Below are 22039 nucleotides of genomic sequence, written 5' to 3' on the forward strand. Positions count from 1 at the left end.
TGCTTCGCCGCGCCCTGCCGTGCCCGGCGTCGTCATGGTCGTCATGGCCGTCATCCCGCTCGCCCGCCTGCCTACTCGCCCGTGATCGAGCTGAAGTCCGTACCGGAGCCGAGCAGCATCCCCGCGCCGAGGAGGAGCATCGTCGCCGGGACCATGAACGTCGTGATCATCAGCGTGGCCTTGGGGACCGCTCGGGCCGCCTTGCGGCGGGCGTTCTGCGCGTCCGTGCGGCGCATGTCCTTGGCGATCGCGACGAGCGTGTCGACGATCGGCGCGCCGAGTTCCTCGCCCTGCTGGAGCGCCGTGACGAACATGGCGACCTGCTCGGAGTCGTTGCGGCGGCGCAGTTCCTGGAAGGCCTCGCGGCGGCTCACGCCGAGGTCCATCTGACGGAGCGTGATGCGGATCTCGTCCGCCCAGGGGCCCTCGTACTTGGAGGCGACCCGGTCGAGGGCCTGCCGGAAGCCGAGGCCCGCGCTGACGACCACGGCGAGGACGTCGAGGAAGTCCGGCAGGGTCCGTTCGATGGCGTCCTTGCGGATGCGGATCGCGGACCAGATGCCGACCTCGGACCAGAACAGGCCGAAGGCGAGCATGAGGAGGGCGATGAAGTAGCTGCCCTGGAGCAGGGCGGCCAGCGCGCCGATCGCGCCGATCGCGCCGTAGACGGCGCGCCGGGCGGCGTAGCGGTCTATCGTCAGGCCGCCCGGGTTGCCCGCGAGGTCGATCCTGCGGCGGTAGCGGGTGACCTGTTTGGGGCCCATCAGGCGCAGCACGGCGGGTGCGTACCGCATGCCCATCCGGTCGACGACCGAGCCGACCGCGCTGGTGCGGGTCGAGCCGACCTCCAGGGCCAGTTGGAGGTCGCTGGGCAGTTTCACGTCGGCCCGGTACATGCGGATGCCGGCGAACATGCCCCAGACGCTCAGCCCCACGGCCAGTGCGAGCAGGTACTCCATGGCGTCCCTCTCCTCCCCAGGTCGCTCAGACGTCGATGCGGGACATACGGCGGATGAGGACGAAGCCGACCGCGTACAGGCCGAACGCGATGATCACGCAGGCCTGGCCGACGGGCGAGCCCGTCATACGGTCCAGCGTGCCGCCCTCGACGCTGTTCATGAGGAACAACGCCCCGACCCCCAGTACGGGCACCGCGTAGGAGGTCAGATTCACCTGCGCCAGCTGGGTGCGGACCTCGCGCCGGGTCTCCTTGCGTTCCTCCAGTGTCTCCGTCAGGTTCCGCAGGGCGCCGACGACCTGGCCGCCGGCCCGGTTGGAGAGGACCAATGTGGTGACGAGGACGACGAGTTCACGGGAGGGGAGGCGGTCGGCGAGTTCGCCCAGGGCGTCGTCCATGGAGTGGCCGACCGTCAACTGGTTGGCGACCTTGGCCAGTTCCTCGCCCGCGGGGGCCTCCAGCTCCTCCGCCGCCATGCCGATGGCGGTGCGCAGCGCCAGGCCCGCGTGGGTGGCGTTGGCCAGGATGCGGGCCAGTTCGGGGAGTTGGTTGATGAACCGCTCGATGCGTTTCTGGCGTTGCCAGTTGAGGAACTGCCAGGCCGCCCAGACGCCCAGGAGGCCGGCGATGGGGCCGAAGAACGGGGCGAGGACGGCGTCGCCGATCAGCCACAGGCCGGCCACCGTCGCCAGCATGTGGACGAGGAACTCGCCGGGCGACACGTCCAGGCCCGTCGCCGCGAGCCTCAGCTCCAGGTCGCGGCCCGACTTCGTGCCGCGCAGTCGGCGGTCCAGGCCGCGGAAGCGGCGTCGGCGGCCGGTGCCGGGGAGCCGGCCGGTGTAGGAGAGGCGTTCGATCAGCTCGGCCCGCTGGGCGCGGCCCCTGCCGTAGGCGTGCAGACCGGCGACGGCCAGGGCGCAGGTCAGGACGGTCACGCCGGTGGTGAGGGTGGTCAGGGTGTCGAGGTCCATCGGCGTCACCGGGCTTCCCGTGTCGTCAGTTCGTGTGCCGTGCGCGCCACCCCGAAAGCCTGGGGGATCGGCTGGCTCGCCATGTAGAGGCGGTCCGCCGTGCGGCGCGGGAGGGGGAAGTACTCGAAGTCGCCGTGGATGCGGCCGTCGGCGGCCATCGGCCGGGCGTTGAAGCGGGCGATCGTCGCCAGCCGGTACGGCTCTCCGCCGTGGCTGTCGAGCAGGGCTATCTCGGTGATCCGGCGGGCGCCGTCGGCGAACCGGGTGAGCTGGACGACGACGTCCACCGCGCTGTTGATCTGGTCGTGGAGGGCGACGAAGGGGATCTCGACGTCGGACATCGAGGCGAGGGTCTGCAGGCGCATCAGGGCGTCCTCGGCGCTGTTTGCGTGGACGGTGGCCAGGGAGCCGTCGTGGCCGGTGGACATCGCCTGGAGCATGTCGAGGGACTCGCCGCCGCGCACCTCGCCGACCACGATCCGGTCCGGCCGCATCCGCAGGGAGTTGCGGACCAGGTCGCGGATGGTGATGCGGCCGTTGCCCTCCACGTTCGGCGGGCGGGACTCCAGGCGGATCACGTGGGACTGCTGGAGCTGGAGTTCCGCCGAGTCCTCGATGGTGATGATGCGTTCGCCCTCCGGGATCAGGCCGGAGAGCGCGTTCAGCAGCGTCGTCTTGCCGGTGCCGGTCGCGCCGGAGACGATCACGTTGAACTTCGCCTGCACCAGGCCCGCCAGCAGGTACAGCATCTGTTCGTCCAGCGAGCCGAAGCCGACCAGCTCGTGCAGGGTGAAGGAGCGGGGGAAGCGGCGGATGGTGAGGGTGGGGCCGGTCAACGACAGCGGGGGGATGATCACGTTGACGCGCTCGCCCGAGGGGAGGCGGGCGTCGACCATCGGGTTCGTCTCGTCCACCCGCCGGTTGACGGTCGAGACGATGCGTTCGATCGTCTGCATCAGCTGGTCGTTCGACGCGAAGCGGAGGGGGAGCTGCTCGACCCGGCCGCCGCGCTCGACGAAGATCGAGTCCGGGCCGTTCACCATGATCTCGGTGATCGACGCGTCTTCGAGCAGCGGCTCCAGGATGCCGAGGCCCAGTGCCTCGTCGACGACCCGGCGGATCAGCTGGGCGCGTTCGGTGGTCGACAGCACCGGGCCCTCGCGGCTGATGATGTGCCCCAGCACCCGTTCCAGCCGGGCCCGGCGCTCGGCCGCCGCCAGCGAGCTCATCTCGGCGAGGTCGATCTCCTCCAGCAGCTTGGTCCGGTAGGAGGAGACCAGGTGGCCGTCCTCGCCCCGGCCGCCGTTCTCCTCGGGGGAGGTGATGCGTGCCCGCAGACTCATGACTGCGCCGCCTTTCAGTGGTCCACCGGCATGACGGCCGTCTTGCTGGCCGTGCCGAAGTCGATGCCGGGAATGACGGACGGGATGGTGACGGTGGAGGTGACCCGGACCTCGTCGCCCAGTTCGGCGCTCACGCAGCCCGCCTCGAGCCAGCTGCTGACCGCGTTCGCGCAGTCGGCGCCGAAGTTCTCCCGCAGCGACGCGCTGCGCGCCCCCGTACGGGCCGCCGTGCCCGCCTGCTGCGCCGCGTACGCGATCAGGCCGAGCTGGACGGCGGCCAGCGCGACCAGCAGGAGCAGGGGGAGGAAACCCAGGTACTCCAGGGCCACCTGGCCCCGGTCGCGGTCACGGGTGCGCCCGCGGCGCGCCCGGCGTCCGTCCGCCATCTCAGTCGCCGTCCTCTTCCTCGACGGCTCCGGCATGGCCGTGCACCGGGAACGGGAAGTCGATCAGGCCGGGGAAGAGGACGGGGACGTGGAGGGTGACGTCGGCCGTGACATAGCCGGTGCCGCCGCAGTTCACCTCGGCGTTCCCCTTCCACGCGCTGCCCAGCTTGGACAGGCCCGCCTGTTGGCACGCGGCCTGCCGCTCCCCCGGGGGCGCGGCCGCCGCGGCCCGCACCGCCTCGTCGGCAGCATTCCCCGCGAGCGTGAACGTGTACCCCACAAGGACGAACTGCCACACCACCACCAGGGTCACGATGATCAGCGGTGTCATGCCGAGGAACTCGATGGTGACCTGGCCCCGGTCGCGCCCCCACGGTCTCCTCATGGCGTCACTCCTTCCGCCGCCGGAACCCGACCGCGCTCCGGTCCGCGGCGCGCGCCCGGCCGCCGCCCCGGCGCGCCGGCGCGGTCTCCGGCGCCTTGACGAGCTCCAGCTCCGCCGCGAGCGCCCACAGGGCCTGGCGGACGGCGCCCTTGCCGTCGAGGGCGTGGACGCGGCCGGCGTCGACGGCGGCCTGGAGTTCCCGGAAGTTGGCGGGGACCGTGGTCGCGGCGATGGCCGTGCCGGTGATCTTCTGGATGAGCGGGGGCTGGATCTCGGTGCCGCGGGTGTGCCGGTTGACGACGACGGTCGTCTCCTCGGCCTTGCGGATCTGGAGCCGGTCCCACATGCGGACGGTGCGCTTGGCGCCGCGGACGGCGACCACGTCGGGGGTGGTGACGAGCAGCGCGCGGTCGGCGAGTTCGACGGCGGCCGCGCCCGCGCCGCTCAGCTGGGCGCCGCAGTCGACGACGACGACCTCGTAGCGGGCGCGCAGGGCGGAGAGGATCTGGCGGGCGGCGCGGTCGGTGACCTCCTCGCCGCGTTCGCCCTCGCCGGGGGCGAGCAGCAGGGCCACGCCGGTGTCGTGGCGGAAGACGGCCTCGGCGAGGATGCGGGGCGAGAGGTCGGCGATGGCGGCGAGGTCGACGACCGAACGGCGGAACTGGACGTCCAGGTAGGAGGCGATGTCGCCGGCCTGGAGGTCGAGGTCGACGAGGGCGGTGGAGCGGCCGGACGCCTGGGCGGCCAGGGCGAGTTGGACGGCCGTGAGGGTCGCGCCGACGCCGCCCTTCGCACCGCTGACGGTGACGACTGTGCCGCCGACGCCGGTGAACACGTCCCCGCCGTGGCCGAGATGGCGTCGGACGCCGACCGACCACTGGGCGACGGCCTGGACTCTGCCCGCGAGCTCCTCGTAGCTCAGCGGCAGGGTGACCAGGCCGCGGGCGCCGGAGTCCATGGCGGCGGCGAACAGGCCGGGGCCGACGTCGGTGGTGACGAGGATGACGCCCACCGCGGGAAAGCGCAGGGCGACCTCGCGGACGAGTTCCAACGCCGGTACGGGGCCGATGCGTTCGTGGACGACGACGACCTCGGGGAGTTCGTCGACCGACTCGGCGGCGAGCCGGGCGAGGGTGTCCACGAGCTGGGTGGAGTCGGAGACGGGGGCGACCGGTTCGGCGTCCGGGAGCTGGCTGAGCAGGGTGGTGAGGGAACGGACCGCGTCCGCGTCGCCGACGGCCGGGAGGATCCTCGTGGGCATGGGCGGCGGCCTCTCACTTGTCCGTGGCGAGTTCGTACGTGCGGTCCTGGTCGGGGACCGGGATGTCGCCGCCGGGTGCGACGAGGGCGAGGCGGACGCGCTTGGCGAAGGACTCCGCGTACGTGATGCGCTGGGCGTCGAGAGTGGACAGCGCGAAGGTGATGGGGACCGCGTCGGTGACCGACTGACCGCGGTTGTTCGCGTCCGGTTCGAGGGCGGTCAGCTCGCCGACGTCGAGGACCCGGGCGTTCGTCACGATGATCTTCGACTGGTCGGGGTCGGTGGCGCGGGCGCCCTCGAAGGTGGCGTAGACGTTGACCGACGACCCCGGAGTGATCTTGCCGGCCACGCCGGTGGCCGCGTCGATCATGATGGCGACCTCCTGCTGGCCCGGCTGGAGCGCGGGCTGGTCGACGATCATGTCGCTCTGGAGCAGGGAGCCCTTCTTGAGCGTCGTCACGGCGATCTTGCCGTTGATGGCGGCGAGGTCGGTGACGGCGTTCTCGGACAGCCAGCGCTTCGGCATCTCGATCTTCTTGAACTGGCCCACGCTCAGGGTGGTGTAGGGCGCCACGTCGGAGCGCAGCTCGTACGCGGTGACCTCGGGGCCGACCTTGGACTTCACGTCGTCGATGACGGAGAGGACGCCGGCGAACGCGCCGAGGGCGCACACCACCGACAGGAGCAGGAGAATCACGCCGCGGCGCTGACGGGAGTTCATGAGCCGGTACAACCTCGTTGGGGGTCGGGTCGAGCGGACGGAACGGGGGCCTGGGACGGGGTGCTCGGGGCGGTTCAGCCGCCCGCGGTGAGCGCGCGGGCGGATCGGGCGGTGAGCTCGGAGGCGGCCGGCGGGGTCGCGGAGCAGAAGACGCAGCGGTCGCCGATGACGTCGATGCCGCACCAGTGGCAGACGCTCTGCCGGACCGAGGCGACCAGTTGGTAGAGGACCGACAGGTCGGGCAGGTAGGCGCAGAACTCGATGGCCTTGCCGGTGCCCCACCAGTCGGCGGACTCGGCGGGCAGTGTGGTCTCCCGCAGCCCCTGCACCTTCCAGGCGGGGGCGAGGGCGTCGGTCACCCAGTCGGACTGGAGCTGTCCGCGGGCGACGAGCAGCCAGGTGCCGAACTCCGGGCCGGGCAGCACGGTTTCGGGGGTCGCCCTGATCAACTGCGGCTGTGGGTGGGCGAGCACGCCGAACTGGGCGCCCGGGACCCACGACCGGGCATGCGACTTCAGGCCGACGACGGGAACGCGGTCGAGGCGCGCGACCGAGCCGAGGAGCGCGCCCGCGTGGATGTAGTGGGTGAGCAGCCGGCCCGCGGAGGCGAGGACGCCGGGCCCGAGGTCGCAGGAGGCCAGCTGACGCAACTGGCGGGCGAGGACGGCCACGCCGAGCGGCGGGAGGTCGGGCCGGAACAGTGCGATGCGGTCGCTCTCCAGGAGGGAGCGGATGGTGTGCAGTCGCTGCTCCACGACGGCGGGCACGGCCCGGGAGTACAGGACGATCAGGTGCCCGTACTGGTCGAGAAGCGTCTGGACGGCGGCGAGGGACCGTTCGAGCGGCTGGCGGTCGAGGTCGGCGAGGACGGCTGCGGGCAGGGTGCGTTCGTCCTGTGGCGGCAGCGCGAGGTCTGCTCCGGTCACGGCAATGGCTGTTGGCACGCGCAGCTCCCCCGATTCCCGCGGTCCGGCCCACCGGCGTAACTCCGGCGCACCGAGGTGACTTCATTGCGTGACTACCTCAGCACTGTATCCACGCCCCTGTGGCCGGAGAACAGCTTTCCGTAGCCGGTAAGCAACTGTTCTTCGCGCAACTCACAGCAAAACGGGGCAGGTTACGCACACCGACCCTCCACAAACGGACCCCTTGACAACCGGATTGGTCTGAACCAGCCCTCTCGCCCGCCGCACCCCACACCGGGCGGGGTCGGCGTCCTGCGGCGAGCGCGCGCGGGGCACGCCTCGCCGCAGGACGGCCGCGGGCGGATCAGACGGCCAGGGCCGGGGCGCCGTGCGGGCTCCCCGTGCCGTACACCGCCGCGCTCGCCCTCGGCAGCCGCGCCCACATCCGGGTCCCGCCGCCGGGTTCGTGGGCCTCGCCGAAACCCCAACTGCCGTCGCAGGAACGGCAGACGCAGGCCAGGACCCGCAGGGCCGCGCGGCGGCGGGTGTCGCACTCCGCGGCGAGGTGGGGCTGCGTGTGGCGGGGGTGGCTGTCGTACACGATGACCCGCAGAGTGTCGGCCCGGAAGCGGAGGGAGACATAGAAGTTCGGCGACTCCGTGAACTGGGCCGCCACCGCGGTGAGTTCACCGACCGCCTGGAGCGCCGGGTCCAGCATGTCGTGCAGTCCGTGCGCCTTGAGGAGCTCGCGCGTGGTCGCCCTCGCGAGGGCGGGGCTCGCCAGGGCGGCGGGGAGCGTGAGGCTGTAGGCGAGCGTCTCGGGGACGGGGGCGGTGAAGTCCGCGGGGTAGACGGGGGCGAGGGGACAGCGGGAGTGGGAGTAGGGCATGGGGGGTCCTTGTCGTTCGTCGTCACGGCCGTCGTTCGCCTGCGCAGTCGGTGGCTCGCCTCCCTGGCGCGGGCCCTGTCCCTCCCAAGAAAGGAGCGTGCGGGCAGGCTCGCGCGGTGCACTGCCGACTGCCGGTGCGTAGCGGTTACGTCACTCAATGTAGGGTGGCAACCGGGTCAATTACCACGCAGTCCGCGAAATTGACCCGATCGTGGCCAGTCGGAACCGATTGGCGGCAGACTGCTGACGAACCGCACGGAAAGGAACGGCATGCCCCCGAGGACGACACCCACCGAGCGTCAGAAGCGTCTGGGCAGTGAGCTGCGCAGGATGCGGACGGCGGCGGGGATAACGGTCGACCAGGCCGCCGGACTGCTGGGCCTCGACCGCGCGAAGATCTCCAACATCGAGACGGGCATCCGTACCATCAGCCCGGAACGACTGCGCACCCTCGCGTGCAACTGCGACTGCTCGGACCCGGTGTACGTCGAAGCGCTCGTCAGCATGGCGCGGCCCAACGGCCGTGGATGGTGGGAACGCTATCGGGGCTCCCTGTCCGCCGGACTGCTGGACATCGCCGAGTTCGAGGCGTACGCGACGCGCATGCGGACCGTCCACGTCGCCCACGTTCCGGGGCTGTTGCAGACCAGCGACCATGCCCTCGAACTCTTCCGGGCCGTGCTGCCGCCGCTTCCCGAGCACGAGACCGCACTGCGGCTGGCGTACCGCGTCGAGCGACAGCAGGTGCTGGAGGGGGCGGACCCGCCCGAATACGTCGCCGTCGTGCACGAGGCCGCGGTGCGCATGCAGTTCGGCGGGCGCAAGGTGGCCCGCGCTCAGCTGGAGAGACTGCTGAGCGCGTCCGAGCGTCCAGCCGTGCGTCTGCTGGTCATTCCGTTCGCCGCCGGCACGTTTCCCGGCTCGGGGCAGACCTTCAACTTCCTGGAGGGTCCGGTGCCCCAGTTGGACACCGTCCAGGTCGACAGCACCCACGGGCCGGAATTCCTGGGCGGGGAGGCACAGTTGGCCAAGTACCGTACGCACCTGGACTGGATGGAGGGCATCGCCCTCTCGCCCGAGGCATCACGCGACTTCGTCCGGGACATCGCCAACAGCCTGTGAGGAGACGTCAGATGGACGACATCACGTGGGAGGAGCCCTTCTGCGGCGAGGGAGCCAGCTGTTTCCGCCTCGGCACCGACCCCACCGGCAATGCCTACATCGCCATAGCCGGTGCTGAGGACTCCTACCTCACCGACTCCCGCGAAGCGCTCCGCACGATGATCCTCGACATCAAGGCAGGCAAGGCCGACCACCTGCTCTGAGGCGACGGGACGACTACCCCGCCGGCCGGTAGTACCCCAGCACCCATGCCAGCTGTGCGAACCAACCCTGCAAGCGCTCTCGTGGCTTCGCCGTGACCACGCACTCGTAGACCCTGCCGTCCAGGTGCACCACGGCGACCATGAGGGCCTTGCCGTTGGGGCTCGCCTTGTAGTGCGCGCTGCGGATCTCGACCCAGGGGAAGTCGACGGTGATGTCGTACATCTCGAAGGCGACGCCCGACGCGTCGACGACGACCGAGTTGTGCTTGTCGACCGCCAGGAACTCCGGTCCGGGCTGCGGCGGGCCCGCCTGCGGGGCGTACTGGGGCGGGGGCGGGCCGAAGCCCGGCGGAGGCGGCGGGGTAGGCGGCTGGTCTGTCACAGCCGCAACCTACCCGGCCGCCTCTGTGCGCCCGCTTTCGGTCCCCTGGAAGGCTCCCCTGAAACATTCCGCGCCCCCCGCCGCATTAATGAGGTGAGGACAGCACGGCAACCGACGCAGGGGGAACACTCATGAGGCAGGTCCGCGCGGACGAGTACGCCGAGTTCGCGGCGGCGCGTACCGGGCACCTCTACCGGTCGGCGTGTCTGCTCACCGCCGGGGACACGCATCTCGCCGAGGATCTGGTCCAGGAGACCCTCGGCAGACTGTACGTCCGCTGGGGCCGGGTGTCCCGGGTCGAGAACCCGGCCGGGTACGCGCAGACCGTCCTCACCCGCACCTTCCTCGCCCACCAGCGCCGACGCAGCAGCCGCGAGCGGGCCGTCGACACGTTCCCGGACGTGGCCGACGGCGGCGGCACCGACACGCCGTTGAGAATGACGCTGCTGCAGGCCCTCGGGCGGCTGCCCGCCAAGGACCGGGCCGTGGTGGTCCTGCGGTACTGGGAGGACCGCTCGATCGAGGAGACCGCCGGCGCGATGAACGCCAGCTCGGCGGCCGTGCGGACGCGGTGCACGCGGGCCCTCGGACGGCTGCGGGAACTGCTGGGCGAGGACATCGGCGAGTACGCCCGCCCCTGAGCCTCCCCGCACGACTGCCGGTTCGGCCGGTTCGGCTTCCGCTCCCCCTCGCCTTCGCCCATCACTTCGACCCATCACTTCGACCCCCTTGCGGAAACGGTGATCACCATGCCCGTCGACCAACACAGCGATACCTTCGAGGAGCAGCTCTCCGCCGCCCTGCACGACACCGGCGGCACCTTCGGCAACCCGGGCGCCGCGCTCGCGGCCGCCGGTCAGGCCCGGGGACACCGGCTGCGGCTGCGGCGCAGGGCCGCGGTCGCGGGGAGCGCGGCAGGCCTCGCCCTCGTGGGGGTGAGCGGGGCGCTGCTGGTGCCGTGGGGCGGTGCCGACGGCACCCCGGAGCAGTCCACCGTCGCCGCGACCGGCAGTCGCGCCCCCGCGCAGCCGTCGTTCTCCGCCGACTACGTCGTCCGCACGCTCCAGAAGCTGCTCCCCCAGGGGAAGTTCAGCAAGACGGAGGCGCGCGGCACGGGCGGGGAGCTGCCGCCGCTCGCCTCGGGCGTGTTCGACGACGGCAAGGGCGAAGCGGCCATCTCGGTGGGGCTGGACCGGCTCACCGCGGACGCGGGGGGCATCGATCCGTCCGCCAGGGTGACGCCGTGCCCGGACGGTCCGGATTCGGGCCTCGACAGCTGTAAGACCGAGCTGCTGCCCGACGGGTCCGCGATCACCGTCTACCAGGGCTACGAGTATCCCGACCGCCGTGAGGACACCAAGGCGTGGGGCGCGGACCTGGTCACCCCGGCCGGGCAGCATGTGAGCGTCCTGGAGTGGAACGCGCCGGCGGAGAAGGGCGAGCCGGTCAGCCGTCCCGAACCGCCGCTGACCACCGCCCAGCTGAAGGCGCTCGCCGTGGCCGGCGAGTGGCGCCGGATCATCGCCGCCATCCCCGAGACGAACATGACCCTCACGGACAAGCTGAAGAAGGACACGAAGCCGCACTCGGCCGCCTCGTCGTCCCAGATCGACCCGGGCGTCCAGGTCCAGCGGATGCTCCCCGCTCTGGGCATGACCCTCACGGACAAGCTGAAGAAGGACACGAAGCCGCACCCGGTCGCCGCGTCGTCCCGGACCGACCCGGGCGCCCCGGTCCGGTGGATGCTCTCCGTCCTGGGCATGACCCTCACGGACAGCCTGAAGATCGCCGCCGACCGCGGCCGGTAGGGGTTCGTCCACGTCGTCGTGGACACGATGCGCAAGGACGGCAGGCGCGCGGTGATCAGCGCGTTCGACTCCGGGAGCCGGTCGACGGCCGCGACCCGTCCGGAACCCGCCCTGACCATGGCCCAGTTGCGGAAGATCGCGCTCAACTCGCAGTGGGACGTGCTCGGCGGCTGAGAGCCGGTGTCGCTGACGGGTCGGCGACCGACGGCCCGTCCGTCAGCGGTCGGCCAGCAGCGCGAGGATCTCCTTCGTCGTCCCCGGCTCGCCGATCAGCGGGAAGAGGTACGACACGCTGTGCCGGTGCGCGTCCTCGCTGATGTCGGTCATCGCGTCGGTCGCGAACGTGACGTGGTAGCCGTGCTCGTGAGCGGCGCGGGCGGTGGACTCGACGCCGAGGCTGGTCGCGATGCCGCCCAGGACGATCTGGGTGACGCCCCGGCGACGCAGCCGGATGTCGAGGTCGGTGCCGTGGAAGGCGCCCCAGTTCCGCTTGGCCACCAGGATGTCCTCGTCGTGACCGGTGAGCGGTTCGGCGATCGGGCCCAGGTCGTAGGCGCGGGAGCGGCCGCCGGCCAGTCGGGCCGCCTCGCTGCGGCCGGGCGTCGCGTCGGCGCCGTCGGGCGAGGTCGTCATCCGGACCAGGACGACGGGGGCGCCGGCGGCGCGGAAGGCGTCGGCGAGCTCGGCGGCCCGGGCCACCACGTCCGCCGCCGGGTAGGGCTTGGTGGGGGCGGCGAGCGTGCCGGCCTGAAGGTCGATCAGCACGAGCGCGGTCTTGTCGTCCAGCACGGTCACAGCCACGGCCTGCCACCTCTCCTAGGGGATCAGCAGCCTAAGGGCTGTCCCGCAATCCCTGGCGGGCGCGCGACGACAGCTACGGCACCTCGCCGCGTTGTCGGAACGCCCGAATACATCCAGTATGCGGACGTGCCTCCGCCTTGCGATGCACCGCATCTGACGCCGCGCGCTGATCCACCAGGGATTACGGGACAGCCCTTAGGAGAGGTGATTGCCAAACTCAAGCTTGACTTAATCAAGCTTGAGTTTCTCAAGCAGTTCTGCGGGTGCGGGGGCGCGTCAGAAGAACTCCGACCACGGCTGGTCCCAGATCTGCTTCAGGCACAGCACCAGGAACAACAGCCCCGCCAGCGCCAGCATCGCGTTGCTCAGCGGCCCGTTGCGCCACTCGCGCGGTGTGCGGGAGGAGTTGAGCAGCCACAGCAGGGTGCCCGCCAGGAACGGCAGGAAGGCCGCGCCGAGCACGCCGTACAGGATGATCAGGCGGAACGGCTCGCCCTGGAAGAGCAGCACGATCGGCGGGAACGTCAGCCAGAGCAGGTACGCCCGGAACGGCCAGGAGCGCTCCCGCTCGCCGGAGGCGACCTCCTTCCCGCCCGCGCCGCCCTGGCCGCGGAAGCGGGCCACGAAGTCGGCGAACATCAGACTCACGCCGTGCCAGACGCCGATCAGGGAGGTGAAGGAGGTGGCGAAGAAGCCGATGAGGAAGAACTTGGCCGTCGCCGTGCCGTACTCCGCCGCCAGGATGTCGCTCAGCTGGATGAGCCCCTTGTCGCCGCTCGCGATCGCCACGTTCGCGGAGTGCAGCAGCTCCGCGCCGACGAAGAGCATGGCGACGACGAAGATGCCGGTGGTGATGTACGCGACCCGGTTGTCGAGCCGCATGACCTTCATCCAGCCGGTGTTCGTCCAGCCCTTGGCGTTGACCCAGTAGCCGTACGCGGCGAGCGTGATGGTGCCGCCGACGCCGCCGATCAGGCCGAGGGTGTTGAGGACGGAGTCCTTCTCGTCCGGCAGGACCGGCAGCAGGCCCGCGAAGGCGTCGCCCAGGTTCGGGGTGACGCGGATCGCCAGATACACCGTCACCACGAACATGACGCCCACCAGGACGGTCATGACCTTCTCGAAGACGGCGTACTTGTTGAACCAGACGAACACCAGGCCCACCAGCCCGCAGGCGACGGCCCACGCCTTGAGGTCCATCACGTCCGGGAACAGCGCCTGGAGCGGCAGCGCGCTCGACGACATCGCCGCCGCGCCGTAGACGAAGCCCCAGACGACCACGTAGACGACGAAGAACCACGTCGTCCAGCGGCCGAGGCTCGCCCAGCCGTCGAAGAGGGTGCGGCCGGTGGAGAGGTGCCAGCGGCCGGCCGCCTCGGCGAGGGAGATCTTGACCAGGCAGCCGACGATCGCCGCCCAGAGGAGGGTGTAGCCGAAGTTGCTGCCCGCGATGAGGGTGGCGACCAGGTCGCCGGCGCCGACGCCGGTCGCGGCGACGACGATGCCCGGGCCGATGTACTTCCAACTCGCCTTGCGGGGGGAGGGGTTGTGGGAGGAGTTGTGGGAGGAGTTGTCGATGTCGGATGGAGCCTCGGTGTCCGTGGGGTTTCCCGTGGTGTCCGCCATGAAGGTCAAGAAAGCCCAAAGACGCCGGTCCGGCAAGGGGGCGTGCGCGATCTCCACCCGATGTGATCACACCCCCCTCAAACCACCTGCCGGCTCGCCGCCTCGCGCCGCTCGCAGCCGTCGCCGCCGCAGGTGCCGAGTTCGAACCAGACGGTCTTGCCCGCCCCGTCCTGGTGGCAGCTCCAGCGCCGGGCGAGCGCGTCCACCAGGAACATCCCCCGGCCGCTCTCCGCACCGCCCGCCTGCAGCACCTGCGGGACGCGGCGGCCGGCGTCGGTCACCTCGCAGCGCAGGACGCCGTGCGCGGCGCTCAGCGTGAGGCGGAAGCTGCTCGCGCAGTGCAGCAGGGCGTTGGTGGCGAGTTCGCTGACGAGCAGCTCGGCCGTGTCCACCAACTCCGCACGGTCCGCCAGCCCCCAGCCCTCCAGCTGCCTGCGCACCTGGGCGCGGGCCTCGCGGACGGCGGAGGGCCGGGGCTCGTACTCGACGCTCGAATGGCCTGCCCCTATCGGCGGCTGGGGGTAGGCGGCGTACTGGGGGTGGGGGTCCGGGAGGGGGCCGGTTCCCCCGGAAAGTCGCAGCATGGGTTCAGGATGTCCTCCCCCGGGCCGTCCACGTACGGGGAGGACTACCCGATTCCGTACCCGTCGAGCGGCCCGGACCACGCCTACGCGTACTGCAGTCGTACGGTCGTGCCTACGACGGCGTCGAGCCGGCCGTCGGCGCCCGCGTAGGCGTCCCGGACGTCGACGTAGGCGCACACCTGGCGGGCGAACCACAGGCCCTGGCCGGGCGCCGCCTCGGGCGACGGCGGCGGGACGAAGCCGGCCAGGGGGTCGTCGAGGCGGCGGGCCAGGAGCAGTTCGCAGACGCAGCCGGGCGCCTCGCCCCACAGCAGGGCCCCGGTGACCGGTCCGAGGGAGGCCGCCTCCGCGACGGCCGTGGCGAACAACTCCGCGTCCGCCGCGCCCAGTCCACGGCCGGCCGCCCAGGAGCGGACGGCGTCCGGGGCGGGGTCGGCGAGGCGGTGGGCGTCGGCGGGGGTCGGGGGCAGCGGCACGGCGTCCAGCTCCGCGGCCACCCGCAGGGGGTCCGCGTAGACGCCGCTGTCGGGGTGGGCGCGACGGGCCGCCTCGATGAGGACGGAGCCCGCGGTACGGGTGTCGTACACGCACATCGCGGTGGTCGCCGTCGGCGCGAAGAGGAGGTTGGCGAGGGCCTCGTAGCGGATCCACTCGGCGCTCTCGCGCGGGGAGCGGCCGGCCCGGCCGTTCCACACCGGCTCCATCAGGAGGTGGAGCCGGCCGCCGGGACCGGCGTGCGCGGCGAGGTGGCCGGCCGCCCGTGCGATGGCGTTGGCGGCCGAGCCGGTGTACCAGTCGGTGTGCGGGACGAGGCCGACGTGCGCGGCGTCCGCGCCGAGGGCGTCGCGCAGGAGGTCCAGTTTGTCGGGGGCGACGATGGCGACGGGCGGCGGCTCCTCGGCGGCGGCCAGGCCCTCGGCGAGGAAGGGGAGGACGGCGGCGACGAACCCCTCGTCCGTGGCGGAGACGGACATGCGGTGGTCGAAAGTCCCCGGGGTGGCGGCGGGCTGAGCGGTCATGGGTCCCCATCGGTCGAGCGGTCGGGTGGAGGCGACTCGCCTGGGTGTCAGCGTTGGGCGGTCACCCAGGAGGCGATCTGGCTGCGGTTGCTGAAGCCGAGCTTGCTGAGGATGCGTTCGACGTGCCCTTCGGCGGTGCGGCGGGCGATCACCAGCCGGTCGGCGATCTGCTGGTTGGCGAGCCCCTCGGCGACGAGTTCGGCGACCTGGGCCTCCCGGCGGGTGAGCCGGACGCCGGGGGCGGCGGGCGGGTCCTCGGCGGGGGCCGGCACGGGCGCCGTCTCCTCCAGTTCGAGGGCGACCACGTCCCCGAGCGTGAGGGCGGCCCCGCGTTCGTACGCCCGGCGGAACGCGGCGCGTCCGATCGCCGCCCGCACGCGCTCCTCGCTGCCGCGCCGGGTGGAGTTGAGGCAGGCCGAGCCCCAGCGGTCGCGGTCGACGTCCGCCCAGGCGCGGTCGGCGCCGCCGAGGAGGACCGCCGCGTGTTCGTGGGCGCCGCGGGCCGTGGCGATCCGGGCCAGCAGGTCGAGCGTGAGGCCCATGCCCAGCACGTCGTGGACCGCGTGCTTGAGGCGTATCGCCTCCCTGCCGTGCCGCTGGGCCCGCTCCCAGTCGCCGCGCACGCTGTGGGCCAGGGCGAGGATGCGCTCCACGTACGACAGCACCCACCGCTCCCCGTGCTCCGCGCACAGCCGCCGGGTCGCCTCGCAGACCTCGATGGCCTCGTCGGCGCGGCCCAGGTAGGCGAGGGCGCAGGCCAGTTCGACCCGGTCGAGGCCGACGAGGCTGAGGTGCTGGCCGGGGACCCGGCCGCGGGCGGCGCCGACGCGGAAGTGGTCGAGCGCGCCGGTGAGGTCGTCGCTGAAGAGCCGGATGACGCCCACGACGTAGTCGGCGTGGGCCGCTTCCGCCTGGTCGCCGAGGGTCTCGGCCAGCTCGCGGGCCTGCTGCGCGCGGCGGCGGCCCCGGGTGAGGTCCTCCGGGCAGCCGGCGAGGAGGCCCGCCACCCACAGGGCGCGGGCGCGTTCGGGGGTGGGGTCGGGGTTGGCCTCCAGGGCGCGGTCCAGCCAGTAGCGGCCCTCCCGGGGGGCTCCGCAGGCGTGCCAGTGGAACCAGAGGGTGCCGGCGAGCCGCAGGCCCGCGTGGGACTCGCCGGGGGTGGTGAGGCTGAAGTCGAGGGCGCTGCGCAGGTTGTCCTGGTCGGCGCGCAGGTGGGCGACGATGTCCGGCTGCGCGGGGCCGAACCAGTCGCGCTCGGCGGCGGCGGCCTGTCGCTGCATCCGGTCCCGGTGCCGGACCAGGGCCCGGTGCTCCTCGCCTGGGCGTTCCCGCAGGCGCTCCAGGCCGTACTGCCGGAGGGTGTCGAGGAGGCGGTAGCGTGCGCCGCCCGTCGGGCCGGTCTCCCGGCACAGGACGGACTTGTCGAGCAGACCGGCGACGGCGTCCAGGACGTCACCGCCTTCCAGGTGTCCCTCCCCCGCGCACACCGCCTCGGCCGTCTCCAGGTCGAAGGTGCCGGGGAGGACGGACAGCCGGGACCAGGTCAGTTGTTCAGTTGCGTCGCAGAGTTCGTAGCTCCAGTCGATGGCCGCGCGCAGGGTCTGGTGGCGGGGCGGGACCGTGGGGCTGCCGGTGGTGAGGAGGCGGTAGCGGTCGTCCAGGCGGGTCAGGAGCTGGGGGAGGTCCAGGACGCGCATGCGGACCGCGGCGAGTTCGATGGCGAGGGGGAGGCCGTCCAGGCGTCGGCAGAGGCGGGCCACCGAGGCGCGGTTGGCCGCGGTGAGGCGGAAGCCGGGGGCGACCGCGGCGGCCCGGTCGGCGAAGAGGGCGAGGGCGGGGTAGCCGTCGGCGACGGTGAGGTCGCCGTCCGGGTCCGGGACCGGCAGCGGTCGTACGTCCATCAGGTGTTCCTCGGTCAGGCCGAGACGGTGGCGGCTGGTGGCGAGGACGCGGACGCCGGTCGTGCCCCGCAGCAGGGCGCCGGCCAGTTTCGCGCAGGAGGCCAGCAGGTGTTCGCAGTTGTCCATGACCAGGAGCACCCGGCGGTCCGTGAGCTGCTCCACCAGGGCGTCCAGCGCGGGGCGTTCCGAGTGGTCGTGCAGGTCGAGCGCGTCGGCCACGGCGAGCGGGACCAGGGTCGGGTCGTGCAGGCCGGAGAGGTGCACGAAGCGGACGCCGTCGGGGAAGGCCCGTTCCACGCGGGTCGCGATCCGGCCGGCCAGCCGGGTCTTGCCGACGCCGCCGGGGCCGGTCAGGGTGACCAGTCGGGCCCTGGCCAACAGCTCGCGGCCCGCCGCCAGTTCGCTCCGCCGGTCGACGAAGCTGGTCGTCTCCACCGGCAGGTGACCGTCCCTGCGCGGCGCTGATCCGCCCATGAACAGTCCTTGGTCGTCGTCGCGAATCCCCAGCTTTCCCCGAGGCGTACATATATGCACACTCGCCTCACCCGCGTGGGTGCACTTCGCGTGGGATCGCTTCGGGAGTCGTCGCCACGACTACACTGCGCGGCCGGTCGGGCGCCGATTCCACATGATTCCAGCCACCCAGACGCTTTGTCGTCTCTTGACCTGCTCATGCCATACATCGACGATGAGCGGCACCCGCACCGCCGCACAGCAAGCGCACAGCCCCCCACAACCCGACTCCCCACCAGGAGCGTTCATGCGACTTCGCATTCGCGGCTCAGGCTCAGGCAGTCCCGGCGCGACCGGGGCCCGAAGCGGCAGGCGGACCGCCGTGCTCGCCGCCCTGCTGGCCCTCGCCCTCGCGGCGCCGGTCTCGGCGACGGTCACCGACGCGGCCGCGGGCAGCGCCCCGAAAGCCGCGCCCTCCGCCGACGACATCCGCCAGTACGAGATCCACCTCGCCCACAGCACCCCGCAACTGCGCACCGCGATCGCCGCGTCCGGCGTGAGCGTCGACGAGGCCGACGAGGAGAGCGTCGTGGTCTCCGGCCGCGCGGAGCAGATCAAGAAGCTGCGCTCTCAGGGGTACGAGGTCTCACCTCTGGGCTCGGCGCCGAACCGGGTCGCCGAGGGCGAGGTACGGCTCTTCGACTTCCCCTCCGCCGACTCGCGCTACCACAACTACGCCGAGATGACGACGGAGATCGACCAGCGCATCGCCGCCTACCCCGGCATCATGAGCAAGCGGGTCATCGGCAAGTCGTACCAGGGCCGGGACATCGTGGCCATCAAGATCAGCGACAACGTGGCCACCGACGAGGCCGAGCCGGAGGTGCTGTTCACCCACCACCAGCACGCCCGCGAGCACCTCACCGTGGAGATGGCCCTGTACCTGATCCGCGAGCTGGGCGCCGGCTACGGCTCCGACTCGCGCGTCACCAACATGGTCGACGGCCGCGAGATCTGGATCGTCCCCGACCTCAACCCGGACGGCGGCGAGTACGACGTCGCCACCGGCTCCTACCGCTCCTGGCGCAAGAACCGGCAGCCCAACTCCGGTTCCTCGTACGTCGGCACGGACCTCAACCGGAACTGGAACTACAAGTTCGGCTGCTGCGGCGGCTCCTCGGGGTCCACGTCCTCCGAGACCTACCGGGGCACGTCCGCCGAGTCCGCCCCCGAGGTGAAGGTCGTCGCCGACTTCGTGCGCAGCCGGATCGTCGGCGGGAAGCAGCAGATCACCGCCGGGATCGACTTCCACACCTACAGCCAGCTGGTGCTGTGGCCGTTCGGATACACCACAGCCGACACGGCGACCGGGATGACCGTGGACGACAACGCCGCGTTCAAGGCCGTCGGACAGAAGATGGCCGCGAGCAACGGGTACACCGCCGAGCAGGCCAGCGACCTGTACATCACGGACGGGTCGATCGACGACTACCTCTGGGGTACGCAGAAGATCTTCTCGTACACCTTCGAGATGTACCCGTCGTCCAGCGCGGGAGGTGGGTTCTACCCGCCCGACGAGGTCATCGAGCGGGAGACCTCCCGTAACCGGGACGCTGTGTTGCAGCTTCTCGAGAACGCGGACTGCATGTACAGGTCGATCGGCAAGGCGACCCAGTACTGCAGTTAGTCGGCGTCCTTGACCTCGACCGCTTCGTCCTCGACCGCTTCGTCCTCGGCGTCGCCTTCTTCGAAGTAGGCGTCGAGGACGTCGTCCAACTGCTTTTCCCACTCGCTGAAGCGGGCCCTGGCCGTCGCCTCGATCTCGATCGGGTACCAGCGGCGGTCAGGGGTGTGCACGGTGATGGTGAACCGCTTGCCGAAGCGCGGCGACTCCGTCTCGATCGCGCCGATCTCGTCCCAGCGGAACTCGCACTCCTCCTCGTCGAGGCGGAGCCGGACGCCCTTGGCGTCGGCGGCGATCCGCGCCCGGCGGTCGGACGCCTCGAAGACGGGACCCTCGACGGACTCCTCCGAGTCGTCGGACGCGTCGGAGTCGTCGGACGCGTCCGGCTCCGACTCCTCGGCCTCGGGCTCGACGGCGTCGGCGTCCGCCTCGACTCCCTCGTCCCCGTCGTCCTCGGCCGGCTTCACGTCCTCCGGCTCCGCGGTCACGGGCGACGTGAGCCCGGGGATGAATGCCGGGTCGAATCCGGCGCCCTCCAGGGGCTGGCTGCTCGAACCTATGCGCTGCTCCACAGCGGGCAGTATGGTCGAAGATCCTGTGCCGGACACAGCCAGCCCCTACTTCGTTACCGGAGACCTACACGAAGAGGCTCAATCCGGCCGCCATCACGAACCCGACGACCGACAGCACCGTCTCCAGCACGGTCCACGTCTTGAGAGTGTCGCGCTCGCTGATCCCGAAGTACTTGGCCACCATCCAGAAGCCGCCGTCGTTGACGTGCGAGGCGAAGATGGAGCCCGCCGAGATGGCCATGATGACCAGGGCGACGAAGGCCTGTGAGTGGTCGCCCCCGGCGAGGAGGGGGGCGACGATGCCCGCCGTCGTCACGATCGCGACCGTCGCCGAGCCCTGGGCGACCCGCAGGACCACCGAGATCAGGTAGGAGAGCACGATCACCGGGAGGCCGACGTCGTTGAAGGTGTCCGAAAGCGCCTGTGCCACCCCGCTCGCCTTCAGGACCGCGCCGAAGATCCCGCCCGCGCCGACCACCAGCAGGATGTTGCCGACCGGCTTCAACGAGGCCGTGGACACCGTCTCCAGGGACTTGCGGGACCAGCCGCGCCGGATGCCCAACAGGTAGTACGCCAGGAACAGGGCGATCGTGAGGGCCACGAAGGGGTGGCCGAAGAACTCGATGACCGAGCGGCCCGTGGAGGGGTCCAGGGCGATCGAGGAGAACGTCGCGGCGAGGATCAGCACCAGCGGGGTGCCGATGATGCCGAGGACCGTGCCCAGCGGCACCGGGTCCTCCCGCGGCTCCACACCCTGCTCGCGCTGCTCGTCGACCACCGCGAGCCTGGCCTCGGCGGCGGCCTCCACCATGTCCTGCGGCACGGCGACGAAGAGGCGCTTGCCGACCCAGGCGGAGAACGCCCACGCGGCGAGCACCGCCGGGATGCCGCAGACGACGCCCATCAGGATGACCCAGCCGAGGTCCACGTGGAGCAGGCCGGCCGCGGCCACCGGGCCCGGGTGCGGGGGCAGGAACGCGTGGGTCATCGACAGGCCGGCGAGCAGCGGGAGGCAGTAGAGCAGGATCGACTTGCCGGAGCGCTTCGCCGCCGCGTACACGATCGGCGCGAGGACGAAGATGCCGACGTCGAAGAAGACCGGGATGCCGAAGATCAGGCCGGTGAGGCCCATGGCGAGGGGTTCGCGCTTCTCCCCGAAGAGACCGAGCAGCCGGGACGCCAACACCTCGGCCCCGCCGCTGACTTCGAGGATCGCCCCGAGCATGGTGCCGAGGCCGATGATGATCGCGACATGGCCCAGGATGCCGCCCATCCCGGACTCGATCGTGGACACGGCGTCCGAGCGCTGGACCGTGCCGAAGAGTTCGGTGACCGAGAGTCCCGCGAGCAGGCCGACGGTTATGGAGACGGCCAGGAGCGCCACGAAGGGCTGAAGCCGGACCTTGATGATCAGGAAGAGGAGGAGCGCGATGCCGATGGCGGCGACCGTCAGGAGGCCCGCGGTGCCGTCGATGAGAAGAAGCAGGCCTCCGGTGTGAGGTGGGGTCTCGGCTGGGGCGGAGGCGGCGAGCGGAAGGGACATGGGGGTCCTCTGCGTGGGCGCATACAGCTTTCGGGCAGGGGGGAGCGCGGCACGGCACCCCGTGGGGTGCCGTGCCGTTCACGTCGTGCGGGAATCCGGGGGGCGGGTGTCAGCCGAGGACGGCGAGTGCGTCGATCTCGATGAGGAGCCCGGCGGGGAGGCCGACGTAGACCGTCGTGCGGGCGGCCGGAGGCGCGGTGAGGCCCTGCTCCTCGAAGTAGGCGTTGTAGATGCCGTTCATCTCGGCGAAGTGGTCGACGTCGGTCAGATAGACGCGGATCATCATCACGTCGTCCCAGCTCGCGCCGCCCTCCTCGAGGATCGCCTTGACGTTGGCGAGGGTCTGGAGGGTCTGCTCGCGCAGGCTGGGACCGGCGGGCGTGGGGGGCTTGCCCTCCTCGGCGGGCAGGAAGCCGACCTGGCCCGCGACCTGGAGGATGTTGCCCTTGCGCACGCCGTGCGAGAACTTCGCGGGCGGGGTGGTGTGGGTCTTGGGGGTGAGGGCGATCTTCTCGGTCACTG

The 22039-nt window shown here is 71.6% G+C and carries 24 protein-coding genes; 6 read left to right on the plus strand and 18 right to left on the minus strand.

Going from position 1 to position 22039, the window contains the following annotated elements; all coding sequences use genetic code 11:
- Nucleotides 1-71 precede the first annotated feature (71 nt).
- The 9 genes from AB0J04_RS09370 to AB0J04_RS09410 all read right to left on the minus strand — a co-directional run bounded on the left by AB0J04_RS09370 (nucleotide 72) and on the right by AB0J04_RS09410 (nucleotide 7819).
- Nucleotides 72-959, minus strand: a complete 888-nt coding sequence (locus AB0J04_RS09370) for a DUF5936 domain-containing protein (protein WP_363167747.1) — start codon at nucleotides 957-959, stop codon at nucleotides 72-74.
- 25 nt (nucleotides 960-984) lie between these two features.
- Entirely contained in the window at nucleotides 985-1929 is a 945-nt protein-coding gene (locus AB0J04_RS09375; RefSeq protein WP_363167748.1) for a type II secretion system F family protein, read from the minus strand.
- A gap of 5 nt (nucleotides 1930-1934) precedes the next feature.
- Nucleotides 1935-3272, minus strand: a complete 1338-nt coding sequence (locus AB0J04_RS09380) for a CpaF family protein (protein WP_363167749.1) — start codon at nucleotides 3270-3272, stop codon at nucleotides 1935-1937.
- A 14-nt stretch (nucleotides 3273-3286) separates the two neighbouring features.
- Nucleotides 3287-3658, minus strand: a complete 372-nt coding sequence (locus AB0J04_RS09385; protein ID WP_363167750.1) for a TadE/TadG family type IV pilus assembly protein — start codon at nucleotides 3656-3658, stop codon at nucleotides 3287-3289.
- Between the two features lies 1 nt (nucleotide 3659).
- Nucleotides 3660-4043, minus strand: coding sequence for a TadE/TadG family type IV pilus assembly protein (locus tag AB0J04_RS09390; RefSeq protein WP_363167751.1), 384 nt, complete (start codon nucleotides 4041-4043; stop codon nucleotides 3660-3662).
- Nucleotides 4044-4047: 4 nt separating this feature from the next.
- On the minus strand, nucleotides 4048-5304 hold the full coding sequence (locus tag AB0J04_RS09395) for an AAA family ATPase (protein WP_363167752.1): 1257 nt from the start codon (nucleotides 5302-5304) through the stop codon (nucleotides 4048-4050).
- Nucleotides 5305-5317: 13 nt separating this feature from the next.
- Complete coding sequence (gene cpaB, locus AB0J04_RS09400; protein ID WP_363167753.1) at nucleotides 5318-6025, minus strand: Flp pilus assembly protein CpaB; 708 nt, start codon at nucleotides 6023-6025, stop codon at nucleotides 5318-5320.
- Nucleotides 6026-6099: 74 nt separating this feature from the next.
- Entirely contained in the window at nucleotides 6100-6969 is an 870-nt protein-coding gene (locus AB0J04_RS09405; RefSeq protein ID WP_363167754.1) for a hypothetical protein, read from the minus strand.
- Nucleotides 6970-7294: 325 nt separating this feature from the next.
- Nucleotides 7295-7819: an ATP-binding protein gene (locus AB0J04_RS09410; protein WP_363167755.1), complete on the minus strand. Its 525-nt coding sequence runs from the start codon at nucleotides 7817-7819 to the stop codon at nucleotides 7295-7297.
- A 270-nt stretch (nucleotides 7820-8089) separates the two neighbouring features.
- Between AB0J04_RS09410 and AB0J04_RS09415 the strand changes: the two genes are divergently transcribed.
- Nucleotides 8090-8941, plus strand: a complete 852-nt coding sequence (locus AB0J04_RS09415) for a helix-turn-helix transcriptional regulator (RefSeq protein WP_363167756.1) — start codon at nucleotides 8090-8092, stop codon at nucleotides 8939-8941.
- Nucleotides 8942-8952: 11 nt separating this feature from the next.
- Nucleotides 8953-9144, plus strand: coding sequence for a hypothetical protein (locus AB0J04_RS09420; protein WP_363167757.1), 192 nt, complete (start codon nucleotides 8953-8955; stop codon nucleotides 9142-9144).
- A gap of 13 nt (nucleotides 9145-9157) precedes the next feature.
- Here the strand turns inward: AB0J04_RS09420 and AB0J04_RS09425 are convergent, their stop codons facing one another.
- The gene (locus AB0J04_RS09425) at nucleotides 9158-9526 is read right to left on the minus strand and encodes a hypothetical protein (RefSeq protein ID WP_363167758.1); all 369 of its coding nucleotides are present in this window, start codon (nucleotides 9524-9526) and stop codon (nucleotides 9158-9160) included.
- Between the two features lie 131 nt (nucleotides 9527-9657).
- On the opposite strand from AB0J04_RS09425, the gene AB0J04_RS09430 reads away from it, so the two are divergent.
- The 3 genes from AB0J04_RS09430 to AB0J04_RS09440 all read left to right on the plus strand — a co-directional run bounded on the left by AB0J04_RS09430 (nucleotide 9658) and on the right by AB0J04_RS09440 (nucleotide 11508).
- On the plus strand, nucleotides 9658-10167 hold the full coding sequence (locus AB0J04_RS09430; protein ID WP_351910039.1) for a SigE family RNA polymerase sigma factor: 510 nt from the start codon (nucleotides 9658-9660) through the stop codon (nucleotides 10165-10167).
- A 108-nt stretch (nucleotides 10168-10275) separates the two neighbouring features.
- Nucleotides 10276-11334, plus strand: a complete 1059-nt coding sequence (locus AB0J04_RS09435; protein WP_363167759.1) for a hypothetical protein — start codon at nucleotides 10276-10278, stop codon at nucleotides 11332-11334.
- 18 nt (nucleotides 11335-11352) lie between these two features.
- Nucleotides 11353-11508, plus strand: a complete 156-nt coding sequence (locus AB0J04_RS09440) for a hypothetical protein (RefSeq protein WP_363167760.1) — start codon at nucleotides 11353-11355, stop codon at nucleotides 11506-11508.
- Between the two features lie 42 nt (nucleotides 11509-11550).
- Here the strand turns inward: AB0J04_RS09440 and AB0J04_RS09445 are convergent, their stop codons facing one another.
- The 5 genes from AB0J04_RS09445 to AB0J04_RS09465 all read right to left on the minus strand — a co-directional run bounded on the left by AB0J04_RS09445 (nucleotide 11551) and on the right by AB0J04_RS09465 (nucleotide 17739).
- Nucleotides 11551-12135, minus strand: coding sequence for an isochorismatase family protein (locus AB0J04_RS09445; RefSeq protein ID WP_363167761.1), 585 nt, complete (start codon nucleotides 12133-12135; stop codon nucleotides 11551-11553).
- Between the two features lie 276 nt (nucleotides 12136-12411).
- Nucleotides 12412-13761, minus strand: a complete 1350-nt coding sequence (locus AB0J04_RS09450; protein ID WP_363167762.1) for an Nramp family divalent metal transporter — start codon at nucleotides 13759-13761, stop codon at nucleotides 12412-12414.
- Between the two features lie 77 nt (nucleotides 13762-13838).
- Nucleotides 13839-14345 carry an ATP-binding protein gene (locus AB0J04_RS09455; RefSeq protein ID WP_363167763.1) on the minus strand — a complete coding sequence of 169 codons (507 nt, stop codon included), beginning with the start codon at nucleotides 14343-14345 and terminating at the stop codon, nucleotides 13839-13841.
- An 83-nt stretch (nucleotides 14346-14428) separates the two neighbouring features.
- Entirely contained in the window at nucleotides 14429-15364 is a 936-nt protein-coding gene (locus AB0J04_RS09460) for an MEDS domain-containing protein (protein WP_363167764.1), read from the minus strand.
- A 47-nt stretch (nucleotides 15365-15411) separates the two neighbouring features.
- The gene (locus AB0J04_RS09465) at nucleotides 15412-17739 is read right to left on the minus strand and encodes a LuxR C-terminal-related transcriptional regulator (RefSeq protein WP_363167765.1); all 2328 of its coding nucleotides are present in this window, start codon (nucleotides 17737-17739) and stop codon (nucleotides 15412-15414) included.
- Between the two features lie 286 nt (nucleotides 17740-18025).
- Between AB0J04_RS09465 and AB0J04_RS09470 the strand changes: the two genes are divergently transcribed.
- Nucleotides 18026-19405 (plus strand): M14 family metallopeptidase, encoded by a 1380-nt coding sequence (locus AB0J04_RS09470; protein WP_363167766.1) that lies wholly within the window; start codon nucleotides 18026-18028, stop codon nucleotides 19403-19405.
- Here the strand turns inward: AB0J04_RS09470 and AB0J04_RS09475 are convergent.
- The 3 genes from AB0J04_RS09475 to AB0J04_RS09485 all read right to left on the minus strand — a co-directional run bounded on the left by AB0J04_RS09475 (nucleotide 19402) and on the right by AB0J04_RS09485 (nucleotide 22037).
- Nucleotides 19402-19974 carry a hypothetical protein gene (locus AB0J04_RS09475; RefSeq protein WP_363167767.1) on the minus strand — a complete coding sequence of 191 codons (573 nt, stop codon included), beginning with the start codon at nucleotides 19972-19974 and terminating at the stop codon, nucleotides 19402-19404. The two genes, AB0J04_RS09470 and AB0J04_RS09475, sit on opposite strands and share 4 nt — an antisense overlap.
- Before the next feature lie 64 nt (nucleotides 19975-20038).
- Nucleotides 20039-21517 carry a gluconate:H+ symporter gene (locus AB0J04_RS09480; protein WP_363167768.1) on the minus strand — a complete coding sequence of 493 codons (1479 nt, stop codon included), beginning with the start codon at nucleotides 21515-21517 and terminating at the stop codon, nucleotides 20039-20041.
- 109 nt (nucleotides 21518-21626) lie between these two features.
- Nucleotides 21627-22037, minus strand: coding sequence for a RidA family protein (locus AB0J04_RS09485; RefSeq protein WP_363167769.1), 411 nt, complete (start codon nucleotides 22035-22037; stop codon nucleotides 21627-21629).
- Between the last annotated feature and the right edge of the window lie 2 nt (nucleotides 22038-22039).

Source organism: Streptomyces sp. NPDC050263, assembly GCF_040655955.1.
Lineage (GTDB): Bacteria > Actinomycetota > Actinomycetes > Streptomycetales > Streptomycetaceae > Streptomyces.